At 66.2% G+C, this 17,956-nt stretch carries 16 protein-coding genes; 5 read left to right on the top strand and 11 right to left on the bottom strand.

All coding sequences use genetic code 11. The annotated features are described in order from the left end of the window. Positions 1-50 precede the first annotated feature (50 nt). Both recO and pdxJ read left to right on the top strand, forming a co-directional pair. Positions 51-734, top strand: a complete 684-nt coding sequence (gene recO / locus NMG10_RS18120; protein ID WP_203647790.1) for a DNA repair protein RecO — start codon at positions 51-53, stop codon at positions 732-734. A 44-nt stretch (positions 735-778) separates the two neighbouring features. Next, complete coding sequence (gene pdxJ / locus NMG10_RS18115; RefSeq protein ID WP_203647789.1) at positions 779-1,519, top strand: pyridoxine 5'-phosphate synthase; 741 nt, start codon at positions 779-781, stop codon at positions 1,517-1,519. A gap of 126 nt (positions 1,520-1,645) precedes the next feature. Here pdxJ and NMG10_RS18110 read toward each other — a convergent pair whose 3' ends face one another. Further along, a complete protein-coding gene (locus tag NMG10_RS18110) occupies positions 1,646-3,031 on the bottom strand; it encodes a heavy metal sensor histidine kinase (protein ID WP_232855783.1) in 1,386 nt (461 codons plus the stop codon). After that, on the bottom strand, positions 3,028-3,702 hold the full coding sequence (locus NMG10_RS18105) for a heavy metal response regulator transcription factor (protein ID WP_050703990.1): 675 nt from the start codon (positions 3,700-3,702) through the stop codon (positions 3,028-3,030). The genes NMG10_RS18110 and NMG10_RS18105 overlap by 4 nt, the downstream gene beginning before the upstream one ends. Before the next feature lie 269 nt (positions 3,703-3,971). Here NMG10_RS18105 and NMG10_RS18100 point away from each other — a divergent pair, with 269 nt between their 5' ends. After that, a complete protein-coding gene (locus NMG10_RS18100) occupies positions 3,972-4,169 on the top strand; it encodes a hypothetical protein (protein ID WP_203647788.1) in 198 nt (65 codons plus the stop codon). Between the two features lie 70 nt (positions 4,170-4,239). Here the strand turns inward: NMG10_RS18100 and cmoB are convergent, their stop codons facing one another. From cmoB to NMG10_RS18065, 7 genes are all read right to left on the bottom strand, one after another. Then, positions 4,240-5,196: a tRNA 5-methoxyuridine(34)/uridine 5-oxyacetic acid(34) synthase CmoB gene (gene cmoB / locus NMG10_RS18095; protein ID WP_203647787.1), complete on the bottom strand. Its 957-nt coding sequence runs from the start codon at positions 5,194-5,196 to the stop codon at positions 4,240-4,242. Next, a complete protein-coding gene (cmoA, locus tag NMG10_RS18090; RefSeq protein WP_050703993.1) occupies positions 5,193-5,936 on the bottom strand; it encodes a carboxy-S-adenosyl-L-methionine synthase CmoA in 744 nt (247 codons plus the stop codon). The genes cmoB and cmoA overlap by 4 nt, the downstream gene beginning before the upstream one ends. Positions 5,937-6,026: 90 nt before the next feature. Next, complete coding sequence (locus tag NMG10_RS18085) at positions 6,027-6,419, bottom strand: protease inhibitor I42 family protein (protein WP_203647786.1); 393 nt, start codon at positions 6,417-6,419, stop codon at positions 6,027-6,029. 126 nt (positions 6,420-6,545) lie between these two features. After that, the gene (gene lon / locus NMG10_RS18080) at positions 6,546-8,966 is read right to left on the bottom strand and encodes an endopeptidase La (RefSeq protein ID WP_254464849.1); all 2,421 of its coding nucleotides are present in this window, start codon (positions 8,964-8,966) and stop codon (positions 6,546-6,548) included. A 201-nt stretch (positions 8,967-9,167) separates the two neighbouring features. Beyond that, positions 9,168-11,579 carry a glucose/quinate/shikimate family membrane-bound PQQ-dependent dehydrogenase gene (locus tag NMG10_RS18075; RefSeq protein ID WP_203647784.1) on the bottom strand — a complete coding sequence of 804 codons (2,412 nt, stop codon included), beginning with the start codon at positions 11,577-11,579 and terminating at the stop codon, positions 9,168-9,170. A gap of 31 nt (positions 11,580-11,610) precedes the next feature. Further along, the gene (locus NMG10_RS18070) at positions 11,611-12,957 is read right to left on the bottom strand and encodes a carbohydrate porin (RefSeq protein WP_203647783.1); all 1,347 of its coding nucleotides are present in this window, start codon (positions 12,955-12,957) and stop codon (positions 11,611-11,613) included. A gap of 283 nt (positions 12,958-13,240) precedes the next feature. Further along, positions 13,241-15,286 carry a TonB-dependent receptor gene (locus NMG10_RS18065; RefSeq protein ID WP_254464848.1) on the bottom strand — a complete coding sequence of 682 codons (2,046 nt, stop codon included), beginning with the start codon at positions 15,284-15,286 and terminating at the stop codon, positions 13,241-13,243. Positions 15,287-15,579: 293 nt separating this feature from the next. On the opposite strand from NMG10_RS18065, the gene NMG10_RS18060 reads away from it, so the two are divergent. Further along, positions 15,580-15,801, top strand: coding sequence for a VF530 family DNA-binding protein (locus tag NMG10_RS18060; protein ID WP_028690109.1), 222 nt, complete (start codon positions 15,580-15,582; stop codon positions 15,799-15,801). Continuing rightward, on the top strand, positions 15,801-16,427 hold the full coding sequence (locus tag NMG10_RS18055) for a Pr6Pr family membrane protein (protein ID WP_203647781.1): 627 nt from the start codon (positions 15,801-15,803) through the stop codon (positions 16,425-16,427). Before NMG10_RS18060 ends, NMG10_RS18055 begins: the two co-directional genes overlap by 1 nt. Positions 16,428-16,588: 161 nt before the next feature. Here NMG10_RS18055 and NMG10_RS18050 read toward each other — a convergent pair whose 3' ends face one another. Both NMG10_RS18050 and NMG10_RS18045 read right to left on the bottom strand, forming a co-directional pair. Next, the gene (locus tag NMG10_RS18050; protein WP_254464847.1) at positions 16,589-17,350 is read right to left on the bottom strand and encodes a siderophore-interacting protein; all 762 of its coding nucleotides are present in this window, start codon (positions 17,348-17,350) and stop codon (positions 16,589-16,591) included. Further along, the gene (locus NMG10_RS18045; RefSeq protein WP_203647779.1) at positions 17,347-17,880 is read right to left on the bottom strand and encodes a PadR family transcriptional regulator; all 534 of its coding nucleotides are present in this window, start codon (positions 17,878-17,880) and stop codon (positions 17,347-17,349) included. The genes NMG10_RS18050 and NMG10_RS18045 overlap by 4 nt, the downstream gene beginning before the upstream one ends. Positions 17,881-17,956 lie beyond the last annotated feature (76 nt).

The following is a 17,956-nucleotide window of genomic DNA, read 5'->3' as shown; positions in this document are numbered from 1 at the left end:
ACAAGGCCGCTCCTACATGGGTTGCGTCAAACCTGGGTTCAGAGATCGTCATGGAACAACCAGCCCCCCAACCCGCCTACGTGCTGCACAGCCGCCCCTACAAGGAAACCAGCGCGCTGGTGGACTTCCTCACCCCCCAGGGGCGGGTGCGGGCGGTGCTGCGCCGGGCGCGGGGCAAGGGTGGCAGCCTGGTGCGGCCGTTCGTGCCGCTGGAAGTCGAACTGCGCGGGCGCGGCGAACTGAAGAACGTCGGCCGCCTGGACAGCTCCGGCATTGCCGCCTGGCTGCATGGCGACGCGCTGTTCAGCGGACTCTACCTCAATGAGCTGCTGATGCGCCTGTTGCCCGCCGAGGCGCCGCACCCGGCGTTGTTCGAACACTACACCCTGACCTTGCAGGCCCTGGCCGCCGGGCGGCCGCTGGAGCCGTTGCTGCGCTCCTTCGAATGGCGCCTGCTGGACGAGCTGGGTTATGCCTTCGCTTTGGATCATGACGTCAACGACAGCGCCGTCGTCGCCGAGGGGCTCTATCGCCTGCAGGTGGACGCTGGCCTTGAGCGGGTCGAGCTGTTCCAGCCCGGGCTGTTCAAGGGCAGCGAGCTGCTGGCCCTGGCCCAGGCCGATTGGGAGGCGCCCGGCGCCTTGCTCGCCGCCAAGCGCCTGATGCGCCAGGCCCTGGCGGTGCACCTGGGGCCCAAGCCGCTGGTCAGCCGGGAACTGTTTCGCAAGCGCTGATCAGCACGTATGCTGTGGCCCTCAACCTTCAGGAGTGCCCCTTCGTGACTCACAGCAACCGCATGCTTCTCGGCGTCAACATCGACCACGTGGCGACCTTGCGCCAGGCCCGGGGCACCCGCTATCCGGACCCGGTCAAGGCCGCCCTGGACGCCGAGGAAGCGGGTGCCGACGGCATCACCGTGCACCTGCGCGAAGACCGCCGGCATATCCAGGAGCGCGACGTGCTGCTGCTCAAGGACGTGCTGCAGACCCGCATGAACTTCGAGATGGGCGTCACCGAAGAGATGATGGCCTTCGCCGAGAAGATCCGCCCGGCGCATATCTGTCTGGTGCCGGAAACCCGCCAGGAACTGACTACCGAAGGCGGCCTCGATGTGGCCGGCCAGGAAGCGCGGATCAAGGCGGCGGTCGAGCGCCTGTCGCGCACTGGCGCCGAGGTGTCGCTGTTCATCGATGCCGACGAGCGGCAGATCGAGGCTTCGCGCCGTGTCGGCGCGCCGGCCATCGAGCTGCACACCGGCCGCTATGCGGACGCCGAGACACCGACCGAGGTGGCAGAGGAGCTCAAGCGTATTGTCGATGGCGTGGCATTTGGCGTTAGCCAGGGCCTGATCGTCAATGCCGGCCATGGCCTGCACTACCACAACGTCGAGGCCGTGGCCGCGATCAAGGGCATCAACGAACTGAACATCGGCCACGCGCTGGTGGCCCATGCGCTGTTTGTCGGTTTCAAGGCGGCGGTAGCAGAGATGAAGGCACTGATCGTCGCCGCTTCGCGCTGATCAGCGCTCTTCAGTACCGGCCCTTTCGCGGGTAAACCGGTCCCACAGGTACTGGGCAAGCCCCAGGGCTGGTGAGATCCCTGTGGGAGCGGGTTTACCCGCGAAGAGGCCGGCGCTGGCGGTGGATCACTCGGCCTGGAACACCAGGGTGAAGCGAGTCGGGCCCGCTGGTTGGCTCTGAACCTCCACCCGCCCCCCATGCAACTGCATGATCGACTTGACGATCGCCAGCCCCAACCCCGTCCCGCCTTCCAATCGCGAACGCCCGGCCCCGGCCCTGTAGAACCGCTCGAACAGGTGCGGCAAATGCGCCTCGCCAATCCCCGGCCCGCGATTTTCCACCCACACGCAGACCTGGTCACCGACTCGCTCAATCCCCACGGCCACCGGCTGGCCTTCAGGGCCATGGCGAATCGCATTGCTCAGCAGGTTCGACAGCGCCCGCTGGAACATCAGCTTGTCCGCCATCGCGGTACCCCAGCCTTGCAAGTGCAGGGAGATGCCCTTGAGCTCGGCGCTGAAGGTGAACAGCTCACTCACCCGCGCCACTTCGTCTGCCAGCGCCACAGGGGTCAGTGCCACCTGGGTCTGCGGCTGGCTGACCTGGGCCAGGAACAGCATGTCGTTGATGATGCGGTTGAGCCGGGTCAGCTCTTCGACGCTGTCCTCCAGCGCCTCGCGATACTTGTCGCCATCACGCTCGCGGGCCAGGGTCACCTGGGCCTTGCCCATCAGGTTGCCGATCGGCGTGCGCAGTTCGTGGGCCAGGTCGTCGGAAAACTGCGACAGCTGGCGCACGCCCTGGTCGAGCCGGTCGAGCATGACGTTGATGGCACGGGCCAGGTCGGCCAGCTCGGCAGGCAGGCCCTCGTCCGGCAGGCGATGCGCCAGGTCCTGGGTCGAGACCTGCCCGGCGATCCGGCGAAAGTGCCGCAGCGGGCGCAGGCCGCGCTGCACCAGCTTCCACGCGGCGATGCCGATCAGCACCAGCAGCAGCGGCAGGGCCAGCAGGGTCGAGTTCAGGTAGGCCTGCAACAGGCTGTTGTCATCGCTGCGGTTGAGCGACATCAGCACCTTGACCGGGGTGTCGTCGCGCAGGCGCATCAGGCGGCTGGCAGTGAGGATCTGATTACCATCATCGTCGCGCCAGGTATGGAAGGTCAGCTGGTTGTCGGCCTCCTGGTTCAGCAGGTGCTGCGACTGCAGCGCCGGCCCCAGGCTGAGCAGGGCGGGGTGGCGGCCGTTGACGGCCAGCACGCTGAGGCTGAGGTTGTCGTGCCCCATGACCAGGTCGAGCAGGGGGTGGGCGCGGGCACCCAGATCGTCGCTGCGCAGATCGACGCGCAGGTTGTGTTCGACCTGTTGCATCTTGCGCGCCAGGTCCTTACGCGCCCGGCTGTCCAGCTCGTGGTCGAGGGCGAACACCGCCAGGCACGCCAGCAGCAAGACCAGCGCCGCGCCCAGCAAGGTGACGGTCAGGCCCAGGCGCAGCGACAGGCTGGAGCGCTTCACGTCCGTGCCTCGAGCACGTAGCCGACGCCGCGCAGGGTGTGGATCAGCTTGTCCTCGAACGGGTCGTCGATCTTTGCCCGCAGGCGGCGGATCGACACCTCCACCACGTTGGTGTCGCAGTCGAAGTTCATGTCCCACACCAGCGAGATGATCTGCGTGCGCGACAGCACCTCGCCGCTCTGGCGCATCAGCAGGTGCAACAGGGCGAATTCCTTGGCGGTCAGGTCGATGCGCTGGCCGCCGCGCCAGGCCCGGTGGCGGCCGGGGTCGAGTTCGAGGTCGGCGACCTTCAGCGTGCTTGGCTGCAGATGCTGGTCGTTGCGCCGCAACAGGCTGCGGATGCGCGCCAGCAGTTCGGGGAACTCGAAGGGCTTGAGCAGATAGTCGTCAGCGCCCAGGTCCAGCCCCTTGACCCGGTCGGCCAGGCGGCCATGGGCGGTGAGCATCATGATCCGCGTCGAGGATTCGGCGCGCAGGCGCTGCAGCACGCCCCAGCCATCGAGCCCGGGCAGGTTGACATCGAGGATCACCAGGTCGTACGCCTGCTGGCGGGCCAGGTGCAGGCCGTCGGTGCCGGTGTGGGCGCAATCGACCACGTAGCCGTTCTCGCGCAGGCCCTGTTGCAGGTAGTCGGCGGTGCGGGGTTCGTCCTCGATGATCAGTAGGCGCATGGTCGGGCTCTGTGTGGAAAGGGGGCGATTCTCGACCCTGTAGTGACATCAGGGTCAAGCGGCGAGGATGTTACTGGATGCGAATGGGCAAGCGGCGGGAATAACGGATTTGTAATACGCGGGTCATGTGCCTGACAGGGCGATCCTGTGCGAGCGGGCTTGCCCCGCGATGCGGTTGTCTTGCAGGACTGTAATGTCCGCCTCACCTTGGCGTTAGCTGCCGCTTGCGATGATGGCCCTGTCGAAACGGTTAACACGAGGCAAGCACGATGAACCTGACCAAGTACCTGCTGCTGGCGATTCTCGCCTTGGGCAGCACCAGTGTTTTCGCCGAGGGTGGCGCGGAACGTTCGAAGCAATTCTGGCAAGCGTTCCGCGACGACCAGGCTCGCCTGCACGGCGACAAGCAGCAGGCGCTGGCCGAGCGCGAGGCCGAGGAAAAGGCCCGCGAACTGGCCAAGGACTGAGTACCACACACCTGCACCGCGACAGCTCCTCGGCGCAGGTGACCCTGGGCGCCCGAACGGGCGCCTTTTTTTATTTGCGTGCCAGCAATGTGGCGCGACGCGGGGCCGGCAGGCCTTCGACGGTCTTGCCGTGGTCGTTCGGGTCGAGGAAGTCGCCCAGCGACTGGTAGCGCATCCACTCGGTGCTGCGCTGCTCCTCGATGCTGGTGACGCTGACATCGACGCAGCGCACATCGCTGAAGCCGGCGCGGCGCAGCCAGCGCTCCAGGGCCGGCACCGACGGCAGGAACCAGACGTTGCGCATCTGCGCGTAGCGATCCTCGGGTACCAGCACCTGGTTTTCGTCACCCTCGATCACCAGGGTTTCCAGCACCAGTTCACCGCCCTTGACCAGGCAGTCCTTGAGCGCCAGCAGGTGCTCGATGGGCGAGCGGCGGTGGTAGAACACGCCCATGGAGAACACGGTGTCGAAGCCTTCGAGGTTGGCCGGCAGCTCTTCGAGGGCGAACGGCAGGTGCCAGGCCGGCAGTTCAGGCAGGTACTGCTGCACGGCCTGGAACTGGCAGAAGAACAGCCAGTTGGGGTCCACGCCGATGACCATGTCGGCGCCGGCGCCGAGCATACGCCACTGGTAGTAGCCGTTGCCGCAGCCGACGTCGAGCACACGCTTGCCCTTGAGGTCCAGGTGCGGGCCGACCCGCGACCATTTCCAGTCCGAGCGCCATTCGGTGTCGACATGCACGCCGAACAGGTCGAACGGGCCCTTGCGCCAGGGCGACAGGCCCATCAGCGCCTGGCGCATCTGCGCCCGGGTGGCGTCGTCGCAGGTGCAGTCCAGGCGCAGGCCGTCGACCAGGTCGATCTCGCTCGGGGTCAGCTGCGGCAGTGCCTCGAGGGCGCCACGCCAGCGGTCGAGGTCGCCGTGGCCCTTTTCCAGCTTGGCTTCGAGTTGCGCCTGCAGGCCCTGGGACCAGGTGGCAAGGGGCGTGCCCGCCAGGCGGCGGACGAGGGGGGACAGATCGATCATGGCAGGGCTATCAGCGAGGCGAAGTTGAGGCATTGGAACCAGGGCACGACCTTGGAGAAACCGGCAGCGCGCAGGCGCTGTTCATGGGTCTCCAGGGTGTCGGGCTTCATCACGTTCTCGATGGCACTGCGCTTCTGGGCGATTTCCAGTTCGCTGTAGCCATTGGCACGCTTGAAGTCCAGGTGCAGTTCGTTGAGCAGGTCCTGCTCCTGCGCGTCGGTGAAGCGCAGTTTTTCCGAGAGGATCAGCGCACCGCCCGGCAACAGGGCCTGGCGGATGCGGCCCAGCAGCTCCAGGCGCTGCTCGGGGGCGACGAACTGCAGGGTGAAGTTCATCGCCACCACCGAGGCGGGCTCGAAGGGCAGGGCGAGGATGTCGGCCTCCAGCACCTGCACCGGCAGCAGCTCCTGGAACATCGAGTCCTGGGCGGTGAGGTACTGGCGGCAGCGCTCGACCATGGCCGCGGAGTTGTCCACCGCGATGACCCGGCAGCCGTCCGTGCGCACATGGCGACGCAGCGCCTGGGTCACCGCGCCCAGCGAGGCGCCGAGGTCGTACAGCGCGGAGTTCGGCTGGGCGAAGCGCGCGGCCAGCACGCCGAGGTTCTCGACGATGGTCGGGTAACCGGGCACCGAGCGCTTGATCATGTCCGGGAACACCTGCACCACGTCTTCGTTGAAGACGAAGTCGGGCACCTGCTCCAGGGGTTGGGCGAATAGGCGGTCGGGTTGTTTGCTCACGGGTGGGTCCAGGCGGCTGGCAATCTACAGGGGCGGCATTCTAGCCAAACCACGGCAAGCTTGCATGATTCGCTGACCGGCGCCGCCCGCTTACTTGACCCGGATGGCGCAATCGAAGGTCTGCACCGGGCGCACTTCCGGGGCCCACGGCTGCTGGTAGACCAGGATCAGGTGACCCTCGCCGGCGGCCTTGGCCTGGAAACGCCAGGTGGAAAGCCCGCCGCTGCCGACGATGCCGGCTTGTTCCGGTGAGTTGTATACCTCGGGGCCGAGGCTGCGCAGGATCTCCGGGGCCGGGTTCTGCAGCAGCCAGCGGTAGCCGGTGGTGGGGTTGCTGGGCAGCGTGAGGGTCATGGTCTGGCCGACGACCAGACGCTTGGGGCACTCGCTATCGCCGTCCAGTTCGACGGTGTGTTGCGGGTGCTGGGCGCAGGCGGTGAGCAGGGCCAGGCCCAGGGGGACGAGCAGACGAGGGGCGATCATGTTGGCTCCTGAGGCTGAAGTTGCCTGAGGATAACCGAAGCTGTCGGAAGTTTGTGTGGTCTGTGCGGGCCAGATCGCGGGGCAAGCCCGCTCCTACAGGTTCCTGCAGGAGCGGGCTTGGGCTTTTTAGAACAGCACTTTCGCCACGTCGGCGAAGCGCTTGGCGAAATGCACGGTCAAGCCTTCCTTCAGGTATTCGGGCAATTCCTCGAAATCGCCACGGTTGGCCTCCGGCAGGATCAGTTCGAAGATCTTCTGCCGGCGCGCCGCGATCACCTTCTCGCGCACCCCGCCGATCGGCAGCACCTGGCCGGTCAGGGTCAGCTCGCCGGTCATCGCCACGCCCTTTTTCGGCGCCTGGTCACGGGCCAGCGACAGCAGGGCGCTGGCCATGGTCACGCCGGCGCTGGGGCCGTCCTTCGGCGTGGCGCCTTCAGGGACATGCAGGTGGATGAAGGCCTCGTTGAAATAACCCGGCGTACCGCCGAACTGCTTCAGGTTCGAGCTGACGTAGCTGTAGGCGATCTCCGCCGACTCCTTCATCACCTCGCCCAGCTGTCCGGTGAGCTTGAGGCCACGACTGAGGGTATGGATGGGGGTGGCTTCGATGGGCAGGGTCGCACCGCCCATGCTGGTCCAGGCCAGGCCGGTGATCACGCCCTTGCCGGCCAGCACCTGTTCGCTGCGGAACACCGGCATGCCCAGGGCGGGCTCCAGGTCCTTGGCGGCAATCCTGATCTTGGCCTCGGGGTCCTCGAGCAGCTTGACCACCGACTTGCGCACCAGCTTGCCCAGCTGTTTTTCCAGCTGCCGCACCCCGGCTTCGCGGGCGTAGCCTTCGATCACCGCGCGCAGGGCGGCGTCGTTGATGCCCAGGCTGGCCTTGGACACGCCGGCCTTCTCCAGTTGCTTGGGCCACAGGTGACGCTTGGCGATGGCCAGCTTCTCTTCGGTGATGTAGCCGGACAGGCGGATCACTTCCATGCGGTCGAGCAAGGGGCCGGGGATCGAGTCGAGGGTGTTGGCGGTGCAGACGAACAGCACCTTGGACAGGTCCAGGCGCAGGTCCAGGTAATGGTCGAGGAAGTCGACGTTCTGCTCGGGGTCGAGGGTCTCCAGCAGCGCCGAGGCCGGGTCGCCCTGGTAGCTCTGGCCCATCTTGTCGATCTCGTCGAGCATGATCACCGGGTTCATCACCTCGACTTCCTTCAGCGCCTGCACCAGCTTGCCCGGCTGGGCGCCGATATAGGTGCGGCGGTGGCCCTTGATCTCGGCCTCGTCGCGCATACCGCCGACACTGAAGCGGTAGAACGGCCGGCCCAGGGATTCGGCGATGGACTTGCCGATGCTGGTCTTGCCCACGCCCGGCGGGCCCACCAGCAGCACGATGGAGCCGCTGATCTCACCCTTCCAGGCGCCCACGGCGAGGAACTCGAGGATACGTTCCTTGATGTCGTCCAGGCCCGCGTGGTGGCGGTCGAGCACCTTGCGCGCGTGCTTGAGGTCGAGCTTGTCCTTGCCGTACATGCCCCAGGGCAGGGCCGTGGCCCATTCCAGGTAGTTGCGGGTAACGGCGTACTCCGGCGAGCCGGTCTCGAGGATGGCCAGCTTGCCCATCTCTTCGTCGATGCGTTTTTTCGCCTGGTCAGGCAGGGTCTTGCCCTCCAGGCGCTGCTGGAACTGCTCCAGGTCGGCGCTGCGGTCGTCCTTGGTCAGGCCCAGCTCCTGCTGGATGACCTTGAGCTGCTCCTTGAGGAAGAACTCGCGCTGGTGCTCGCCGATCTGCCGGTTCACCTCGGCGGAGATCTCGTTCTGCAGCCGGGCCACCTCGACTTCCTTGCGCAGCATCGGCAGGACCTTTTCCATGCGCTTGAGCATGGGCACGCAGTCGAGCACTTCCTGCAGCTGGTTGCCGGTGGCCGAGGTGAGGGCGGCGGCAAAGTCGGTCAGTGGCGACGGGTCGTTGGGGCTGAAGCGGTTGAGGTAGTTCTTCAGCTCTTCGCTGTACAGCGGGTTGAGCGGCAGCAGCTCCTTGATCGCGTTGATCAGGGCCATGCCGTAGGCCTTGACCTCGTCGGTGGGCTCGGCCGGCTGGCGTGGGTAGTCGACTTCCACCAGGTAGGGCGGGCGATGGTGCTTGAGCCAGGTGCGGATGCGCACCCGGGTCAGGCCCTGGGCGACGAACTGCAGCTTGCCGCCTTCGCGGCTGGCGTGGTGCACCTTCACCAGCGTGCCGTACTCGGGCAGGGCCTTGGTGTCGAAGTGGCGGTGGTCTTCCGGCGGGGTGTCCATGAAGAACAGCGCCAGGGAGTGGTGCGGGGTCTTGGCGACCAGGTCGAGGGTTTCGGCCCAGGGTTCTTCGTTGACGATCACCGGCAGCACTTGCGCGGGGAAGAACGGGCGGTTGTGGATCGGGATCACGTAGACCTTGTCCGGCAGCTGCTGGCCGGGCAGGGCGAGGTGGTGGCCGGGGGTGGCCGAGGTATCGAGGTGTTCGACTTCGCTGTGTTCGTCGGGATGTTCCGGGAAATCCTGCTGGTCGCTCATGGGGCACCTGCGTGAATGGCTATGGTGCTTAGATGGGGCAGGGGAGGATGGGTTTCAATGGTGTAGGAGCGGCCTTGTGCCGCGAAAGGGCCGCAGAGCGGCCCCGGCAATCTTTGCATCTGCGTTGATAACCGGGGCCGCTCTGCGGCCTTTCGCGGCACAAGGCCGCTCCTACAGGGCTGCTTGCCAGACGGGGCTGGCTTACTCAGCCAATTTGTAAGCGATGATGTAATCACCCATGCGGGTGCCCAGCGAGCCATGGCCGCCGGCGGTCACCAGCACGTACTGCTTGCCGTCCTTGCCGGTGTAGGTCATCGGCGTGGCCTGGCCGCCTGCCGGCAGGCGGCCCTTCCACAGCTCCTGGCCGTTCTTCACGTCATAGGCGCGCAGGTACTGGTCCAGGGTGCCGCTGAGGAAGCCCACGCCACCGGCGGTGACGATCGAGCCACCCATGCTCGGCACGCCCACCGGCATACCGATCGGCACCGGGGTGCTGTCGCGGGTGGTGCCGTTCTTGTGCTTCCACACCACCTTGTTGGTGAACAGGTCGATGGCCGCCACATAGCCCCAGGCTGGCGCCTGGCACGGGATGCCCAGCGGCGACATGAACGGGTGCATGGTTACCGCGTATGGCGCGCCGGCGTTCGGCTGCACGCCGCTGGTCTCGCTTTCGCGCTTGCTGCCTTCGGCTACCTGCTCACGCGGGATCATCTTCGACACGAAGGCCATGTAGTTCGGCGAGGTGAAGAGGATCTGGCGCACCGGGTCGACCGACACGCTGCCCCAGTTGAACACGCCGACGTTGCCCGGGTAGACCAGGCTGCCCTGCTCGGACGGCGGGGTGTACTGGCCTTCGTAGCGCAGGCTGCGGAACTGGATGCGGCAGAGCATCTGGTCGAACGGCGTGGCGCCCCACATGGCCTGTTCGGTCAGCTCGGGGCCGAGCAGGTTGAGGTCGGAGCGGGCCTGGGTCGGCGCGGTGTGGTCGCCTTTCACGGCGCCCTGCGGTACCGGGATCTCGCGGATCGGCACGATCGGCGTGCCGTCGCGGCGGTCGAGCACGTACAGGCTGCCTTGCTTGGTCGGCACGATGACCGCCGGCTTGACGCCGTCGTCGGTCTTCAGGTGAACCAGGGTCGGCTGGCTGCCAACGTCCATGTCCCACAGGTCGTGGTGGGTGAACTGGTAGTTCCAGCGCGCCTTGCCGGTGGCCAGGTCCAGGGCGACGATGCCGGCGCTGTATTTCTCGGCGCCGGGAGTGCGGTCGGCGCCCCACTGGTCGGGGGTCTGGTTGCCCAGCGGCAGGTAGATCATGCCGAGGTCTTCATCGACGCTGGCGATCGACCACATGTTGGCCGAGTTGCGGCTGTACATTTTCCCGTCGGCCAGGGGCTTGGTGTCGTCCGGGTTGTTGCTGTCCCAGTTCCACACCAGGTGGCCGTCGTGCACGTCGTAGGCGCGGATCACGCCGGACGGCTCGTTGGTCGACTCGTTGTCGGTGACGTGGCCACCGATGATCACCAGGCTACGGGTGATCGCCGCCGGCGAGGTGGAGTAGTAGCCACCGGCGGTGAACGGGCCGATGCCGCGGGTCAGGTCGATCACGCCCTGGTTGGCGAAGCCTTCGCAGACCTTGCCGGTGTCGGCGTTGATGGCGATCAGGCGGGCGTCGGCGGTGGGCAGGTAGAGGCGGCGCGGGCAGGCCTGGGCCACGGCCTGGCCTGCGTCGGTGATCTTCGGCGCGGGGCTGCCGTCACGGCTGACGTAGCTGTTCTCGTCGTAGTACGAGACGCCGCGGCAGGTCATGTGGGCGAAGCCCTTGAAGGTGCCGGTGGGGCTCTTGACCTGCGGGTCGTAGCGCCAGATCTCGGCGCCGGTGTCCGGGTCCAGGGCCAGCAGGCGGCTGTGGGCGGTGCACGCATAGAGCATGCCGTTGACCTTCAGCGGGGTGTTCTGGTTGGTCAGCTCCACCGGGTCGTTTTCGCTCGGCAGGTCACCGGTGCGGATGCGCCAGGCCTCTTCCAGGCGGTAGGCGTTCTGCGGGGTGATCTGGCGCAGCGGCGAGTAGCGGTCGCCGTGTTCGGTGCGGCCGTAGGCCTGCCATTCACCGTCCGGCATGGCCGGGGCGGCGCTGCCCATCTCGCTGTTGTCGCGGGTGAACTCGCCACGGATCTCGCCCGGGTGGGTGAACTGACTGGCCACGGCGGTGGCGCCGGAGGCGACCACGGCGACGCTGAGCAGGGCGGTGTTGACCTTCGACGCGGGGCCGACCAGCGGGCGGCGCGCCCACGGCAGCAGCAGGACCACGCCGATGGCGAACCAGATGGCCAGGCGCGGCACCAGTTGCCACCAGTCCAGACCGACTTCCAGCAGCGCCCAGGCGGTGCTGCCCAGCAGCACCAGGCCATACAGGCCCAAGGCGATACGGCGCTTGGCCAGCAGCAGGATGCCGGACAAGGCGAAGCCGATGCCGGCAATCAGGTAGTAAAGCGAGCCACCCAGCTGGCTCAGCTTGATGCCGCCGGCCAGCAGGGCCAGGCCCATCAGCAGCAGCAATACGCCCATCAGGCGCGGTAGCCAGCGGGTTCCATTCTTGGCACCGTCAGTGCTCATCGTCTGTTCTCCGTAGTGTGAAAGGGTCGGGTTAGAAACTGCTCTGGATCTTCAGGCCGCCGATCAGGGCGTCGTCGACCCGCGACACTCCGCCCGGATGGCGGATGTACTGCAGGTTCGGGCGCACGGTGAGCCAGTCGGCCAGGTGGATGCCGTAATAGAGTTCGGCGCTGTACTCGGTGTCCTGCACGGGCAGGAAGCCGGGGTTGTCGTAGTCGTCCAGGCCGTTGGCCTGGTTGATGAGGCGGGCGTTCTTGCGGTAGCCGGGATTGACGTGCACGCGGGCCAGGGCGAATCCGATGTCGTCCTTGGCGCGGGCATCGAAGGGCCCCTTGTAAACCACACCTGCCTGCACATAGTTGTCGATGGCATTGGTCTTCTTGTCGTGCACCGTGGCATTGGCGAACAGGCTCAGGCCGCGCGACTGGTCCGAGGCCAGCGCGGTCACCTGCTGCTGGGCGCCCAGCCACAGGCCATGCTTGCTCGAGCTGCTGCGGTAGGCGGCGCCGCTGATGGCGGCTGGCGTGCCGTTGCTGTCCTTGAGTACATCCTGTGCCTTGGCATTACTGTAGTAGTAGCCGGCGCGATATTCCCCTTTCAGGCCATTGACCCGCGGGCTCCAGACCAGTTCGACCGGCATCACCGCGCCTTGGGTGCCGCTGCCGCTGAGCTTGAAGCCGTTGCCGCTCTCGAGGTTGGAGGGGTTCTGCTCGAACACGCCGACCTGGGCGTAGAGTTCGTCGTTCAGGTTGTAGCGCACGCGCAGGGCCCACTGGCTGACCGGCCAGTTGTACCAGATGCCACCGACCCAGTTGCCCACCTGCGAGCCGCAGAACGCCAGGTTCTGGAAGTCGCAGGGGAAGCTGTTGAAGTCCTCGCCTTCGCCGAAGCGGCCGAATTTCACGTCCAGCGCGCCATCGAAGTACTTCTGCTTGATCCACATCTGGGTCAGTCGCCAGGTCTCGCCACGGCCCCAGACTTCCTGCGCCGAGGTGAAGCCACCGACACGCGGGTCGTTGATGCGATCGTTGCTGATGTTGTCGCCATGGCGCTCGGTGACGGTCAGCTGGAACTCGGTGTCGTGCCAGCCAAGGATCTTTTGCAGGTCCATGTTCACGCCGAAGGTGAACTGGTCGCTGTAGCGCGCAGCGCGGTCGTGGCTGTAGCCGCCGTGCAGGTTGCTGCCCATCTCGCCGGTGTAGCCGAGGGTGAAGTCATAGCCTTTTTCCAGCAGCTCGCTGCGGGTGCCGCCCCAGTCGCCGAGCATCCACGGCGAGTCCTTGGCGAACATCTCGCTGGCGCTGGTGGTGGGGGACAGGGCGCCGAGCAGGGTGGCGAGGGCGAGGCCGGAGTAGCGGGTATTGGGCAGCTGGAGCATGAGATAGCGCTATCTTTTGATTGTTGAGGAAACGGCAAGCGCAACGAAGTGCGAGATCTTCGAAGGGAAATGACTGCGTTGGGGATCGAGTGAAGCGATTCAGCTTGCGGCAGGGAGGATATAGGGGAAGTTGTAAGAAAAAAAGACAAAATGTCGCAGGGGATTGTTGCTCACTAGGTAACAGTTCGAGGTACAGGGGCCACTGTGGGAGCGGGTTTACCCGCGAATGCAATGTTGAATCCACTAACGCATTCGCGGGTAAACCCGCTCCCACAGAGGAGCCTTAGAAGGAAGTGCGCAGTCCCACCTGCACACTGCGCCCCGGCGCCGGCGCGATATCGCGCAGGATCGAGCTGGCATAGCGCACGGTCTGGTCGGTGAGGTTCTCGCCGCGCACGAAGGCCAGCCATTCACTCTGGCCGATGTCGAAGCGATAGCCCAGGCTGGCGCCGAGGGTGGTGTATCCATCGGTGCTGGTTTCGTTGGCCGGCTTGCGGTGCTGTGACGCGGCGTGCTGCACATCGACCCGCGCCTGCCAGTGGTCCAGCTCCCAGACCAGGCCACTGTTCAGGCGCAGCGGCGCGATGCGCGGCAGCGGCTCGCCGCTGTCGAGGTTCTTGGCCCGGGTGTAGTCGCCGGACAGTTCCAGGGCGAAGCTGCCGTAGCGGTTTTCCAGCAGTTGCCAGCGATCCTGGGCCTCGATGCCGTAGAAGCGTGCTCGCACGCCCTGGTAGGCATACTCGGGGATATCGCCGTGATCATGGTCGTGATCGTGGTCATGATCGTCGTGGCCGTGATCATGGCCTTCACGCAGGTTGCCGGTGCCGATCAGGCCGATGTAGTTGCGAAAGTGGCTGTAGAACACGCCGACGCTGCCCTTGTGGGTGCCGTTGTCAAAGCGCAGGGCCAGGTCGGTGGAGATGGCCTTTTCCTTGTTCAGGTTCGGATCGCCGATCTCGTAGGCGCCGGTGGCCACGTGGGCACCGTTGGCGTACAGCTCGTAGAAGGTCGGCGCGCGCTCGGTATAGCCGAGGTTGGCGGCCAGCGACCAGATCGGGTCGAGCTGGTACACCGCGCCCGAGGACAGGCTGAAGGCGTTGAAGCTGCTGGCGCTGTCGGCCCCGGCGAAGTTCTCGTTGCCCTTGGCGTCCGGATCGACCCGGGTGTGCTCCAGGCGCGCGCCCAGACTCAGGTTGAGCCGTTCGCTGGCCTGCCATTGTTCGAGCAGGAACAGCGCCAGGCTGTCGGTGTCGGTGTGCGGGACAAAGGCTTCCTCGCCCAGCGCGGAGAACTCGTTGCGGCTGACCTGGGCGCCGATCACGCCCTCGACCGGGCCCAGCGGCTGGTGACGGGCCTCGATGCGCGCCTCGTAGCCCTTGTTCTTGAAGGTGGTGTGCACCTCGCCGCTTTCGATTTCGCGGTGCTGGTAGTCGGTGTAGCCGGCATCGACCTTGACCGAACTGAACGGCCCGTCGAGGTCGCGCAGTTCCGAGGCGAAGCCGTAGTGGTCCTGCTGCATGTCCAGGCGCACGCCGGGCTCGGCCACCGAGCCGTAGTTGCTGTCGTAGCGGCTGTAGGACAGGCCGGTATAGCCGTGGTCCCAGTGGTAGGAGCCGCCGATCGCACCGCCGTCCTGACGGCCGTCGCTGTTTTTCAGGCGATGCTTGCTGCCGGGCTCGTCGGCATCGCGGACTTTCGAACTGCGGGCGTAGCCGGGGATGCGCAGGTCGTTGAACTGGCGGCTGTTGGCGTCCAGGTGCAGGGCGAAGGCGCCGTTGCCGGCCTCAAGCTTGCCGGCACTGCTGCGGGTGGTGTCGGCGCCGCCGTAGCGCAGCTCGCCCGCGCCATGGATGCCGTCGATGGGCGAGTCGGGGATGCGATTGTCGAAGGTGTTGACCACGCCGCCGATGGCGTTGCCGCCATACAGCAGCGCGGCAGGGCCGCGGACGATCTCGACCCGTTCGACGGTCACCGGGTCCAGTGGCACGGCGTGGTCATAGGACAGCGACGAGGCGTCCAGGGCGCCGACGCCGTTGCGCAGGATTCGAATACGGTCGCCGTCCAGGCCGCGGATCACCGGGCGGCTGGCACCGGGGCCAAACCAGGTGGAGGCAACGCCGGGCTGTTTGTTGAGGGTTTCCCCGAGGCTGCCGTGTTGCTGCTGCAGCAGGTCGTCGCCCTCGAGGACGGTGCTGGGTGCGGCCAGCTGGGCGTTGCCCAGCGGGTTGGCGGTGATCACCTGGGGTTGCAGCTCCACGGCCTGGCTGGAGGTGGAGGCCAGCCAGAGCGCGACGGCAAGGGGGGAGAGGTGCAGCGGCATGTGACGCATGGGGATGTGGCGTTCCTTGGCAGAATTGTTAGTGGTTACTTTATAACATTTCATCACAAGCTGTTTGCCACTGGCCAGCACTTTATGTGGTGACGCGTTTACCCAGTAGGAGCGGCCTTGCGCCGCGAAAGGGCCGCAAAGCGGCCCCAGGATCTTGGCCATGACCTATGTCGTCGGGGCTGCTTTGCAGCCCTTCGCGGCACAAGGCCGCTCCTACAGGGCACAGCGGTAGAGGCTGTAGATGCCACTACACTCGTGTAAGGTGCGCACCTTCCCGAACCTGGAGCACTGGCATGAGCACGGCCAATCACAACGCGCTGCACGGCAAGACCCTCGAGCAGATCCTCACCGAGCTGGTGGCGCACTACCAATGGCAGGGCCTGGCCGAGCGCGTCGACATCCGCTGCTTCAAGAGCGATCCAAGCATCAAGTCGAGCCTGACCTTCCTGCGCAAGACCCCGTGGGCACGGGAAAAGGTCGAGCAGCTGTACGTGAAGCTGCAGCGCAAAGGCTGATGCCGCGCCGCCCCTGGCTGACCCTGGCAGCCGTCCTCGGCTGGACCGGCCTGGCGATCCAGTTGTACCTGGTGCTGCTGGCGCGCTGGCAGGAGCAGGCCAGCCTGATCGGCGGGCTGGTCAACCTGTTCTGTTTTTTCACCGTGTTGAGCAACACGCTGGTGGCCACCGTGCTCAGCCAGGCCGCGTTCGGCCGCGAGTCGGCGGCCAGGCGCTGGTTCCTGTCGCCGGCGGTGAGCTCGTGCATCGCCGCGAGCATCCTGCTGGTGGCGCTGGCCTACAGCTTGTTGCTGCGCCACCTGTGGCAGCCCCAGGGCTGGCAGTGGCTGGCGGACGAACTGCTGCACGATGTGATGCCGCTGGTGTTCCTCCTGTACTGGTGGCTGGAGGTGCCCAAGGGGCGATTGCGGCTCTGGCACCTGGCGGCCTGGACGTTGTACCCGGCGTTGTATTTCGCCTTCGTGCTGTTGCGCGGGCATGAGATCGGGGTCTATCCCTATCCGTTCATCGATGTGGCACGGTTGGGATATGGGCAGGTGCTGGGCAATGCCCTGATGGTGCTGGCGGGGTTCTGGGGGATCGGGTTGGTACTGCTGGGGTTGGATCGCTGGCGCAGGCCTTCATGAGATTGCCGACCTCGCCATTCAGATCATGCGCAGCCCTGTAGGAGCGGCCTTGTGCCGCGAAAGGGCCGCGCAGCGGCCCCAGCAATTTGAGACCCCGGGGGCCGCTGCGCGGCCCTTTCGCGGCACAAGGCCGCTCCTACACCGGGGTGTGCAGATCCCGATCATTCGTCGTCGGCGGTACCGTCAGCTCGCCAGTAAGCCGCAGCCTTGAGGACATCCTCGGGCACGCCTTTCTCCAGCAGCAGCGCCTTGGCCTGGCGGGTCAGTGCCTTCTCCAGCGCCACCCAGCCATACAACCGGCCTTGAGGCAGCGCCAGGTGTTTCACTCGCACCAACACATCCTCCTGGTGCCGGCGCACCCAGATCACCTCGACCTGGGCCTTGCTTGTCAGCGTTTGGCGCTCCTGCTCGTCCTCGATCTGGATCACCGCCAGCACCTGGCGGCCCGCCGGCAGTTCCTCCAGGCGCCGGGCTATGGCCGGGATTGCCGTCTCGTCGCCGATCAGCAGGTAGCTGTCGAAGATATCCGGCACCACCATCGAGGCCCGCGGGCCGGCGATGTCCAAGGTCTGGCCGGGCGAGGCCTGGGCTGCCCAGGTAGAGGCGGGGCCGTCGCCATGCAGGACGAAATCGATATCCAGCTGGTTGTTCACCAGGTCGATGCGCCGTGGTGTGTACTCGCGCATGGTCGGCCGGGCGCCGCCGTCGCGACCCAGGTTGCGCGCGTCGATGGCCTGTTGTTCCTCGGGGCTGCAGGCAAACAGCAGCTTGATGTGGTCGTCCGTGCCGACACTGGTGAAACCGGCCAGCTCCGCGCCACCGAGGGTGATGCGGCGCATGCGCGGGGTGAGGTCGGTGACCCGCAGCACTTCAAGACGGCGCTGGCGGATCTCGTGATTGACGCGATGAATAGTGTCGCTCATGGGGTGTTCTCCGTAACGGGGGTGGCCGGCCCGGAGGCGATGGCCTTGGCGGTGTCGTTGAGCAGGTTGCGCACCCGCTCGATCTCTTCGCTGGTCCAGCGGCCGCTGTGCATGTGCAGCGCGTGGCGCAGGTTGCCGACGGCTTCGTGGATTTCCGGCGGGCGGTCGTGGCCGCGCAGGGCGCGCTTGCTCACCTCGATGCGCATGCGCACGCCGTCGAGGGCGACGGCCTGTTCCTGCAAGGCACTGCGGCCGGCAGCGGTGATGGCATAGAGGCGTTTGCTGCCCTGGATGGCGCCGGTGACCAGCTCGGCTTCCTCGAGGTAGCTGAGGGTGGGGTAGATCACCCCGGGGCTGGGGCTGTAGCTGCCGTCGAAGAGGGTCTCGATCTGACGGATCAGGTCGTAGCCGTGGCCGGGTTGCTCGGCCAGCATCGACAGCATCAGCAGCTTCAGGTCGCCCGGGGCGAACACCCGCGGGCCACGTTCGCCGCGGCCGGGGCGGCGTTCGAAGGGGTCGTGGTCGCGCATGGGGAAGGGCTCCGTCTGTTAAGATATATCTCAAGATATTACTCAAGATATATCTAAAGACAAGCCTTCAAATGCA

Source organism: Pseudomonas sp. DVZ6 (assembly GCF_024259445.1).
GTDB lineage: Bacteria > Pseudomonadota > Gammaproteobacteria > Pseudomonadales > Pseudomonadaceae > Aquipseudomonas > Aquipseudomonas peradeniyensis.
This window is presented reverse-complemented; position numbering and strand designations above follow the sequence as displayed.

What these genes read in the sequence shown, in the direction of transcription:
- NMG10_RS18105 (WP_050703990.1), bottom strand. Translation starts at nt 3,702, where the DNA reads ATGCGCCTACTGATCATCGAGGACGAACCCCGCACCGCCGACTACCTG.
- NMG10_RS18045 (WP_203647779.1), bottom strand. Translation starts at nt 17,880, where the DNA reads ATGCGCGACCACGACCCCTTCGAACGCCGCCCCGGCCGCGGCGAACGT.
- NMG10_RS18070 (WP_203647783.1), bottom strand. Translation starts at nt 12,957, where the DNA reads ATGCTCCAGCTGCCCAATACCCGCTACTCCGGCCTCGCCCTCGCCACC.
- NMG10_RS18060 (WP_028690109.1), top strand. Translation starts at nt 15,580, where the DNA reads ATGAGCACGGCCAATCACAACGCGCTGCACGGCAAGACCCTCGAGCAG.
- NMG10_RS18100 (WP_203647788.1), top strand. Translation starts at nt 3,972, where the DNA reads ATGAACCTGACCAAGTACCTGCTGCTGGCGATTCTCGCCTTGGGCAGC.
- NMG10_RS18085 (WP_203647786.1), bottom strand. Translation starts at nt 6,419, where the DNA reads ATGATCGCCCCTCGTCTGCTCGTCCCCCTGGGCCTGGCCCTGCTCACC.
- NMG10_RS18065 (WP_254464848.1), bottom strand. Translation starts at nt 15,286, where the DNA reads ATGCGTCACATGCCGCTGCACCTCTCCCCCCTTGCCGTCGCGCTCTGG.
- NMG10_RS18075 (WP_203647784.1), bottom strand. Translation starts at nt 11,579, where the DNA reads ATGAGCACTGACGGTGCCAAGAATGGAACCCGCTGGCTACCGCGCCTG.
- lon (WP_254464849.1), bottom strand. Translation starts at nt 8,966, where the DNA reads ATGAGCGACCAGCAGGATTTCCCGGAACATCCCGACGAACACAGCGAA.
- recO (WP_203647790.1), top strand. Translation starts at nt 51, where the DNA reads ATGGAACAACCAGCCCCCCAACCCGCCTACGTGCTGCACAGCCGCCCC.
- cmoB (WP_203647787.1), bottom strand. Translation starts at nt 5,196, where the DNA reads ATGATCGATCTGTCCCCCCTCGTCCGCCGCCTGGCGGGCACGCCCCTT.
- NMG10_RS18055 (WP_203647781.1), top strand. Translation starts at nt 15,801, where the DNA reads ATGCCGCGCCGCCCCTGGCTGACCCTGGCAGCCGTCCTCGGCTGGACC.
- NMG10_RS18050 (WP_254464847.1), bottom strand. Translation starts at nt 17,350, where the DNA reads ATGAGCGACACTATTCATCGCGTCAATCACGAGATCCGCCAGCGCCGT.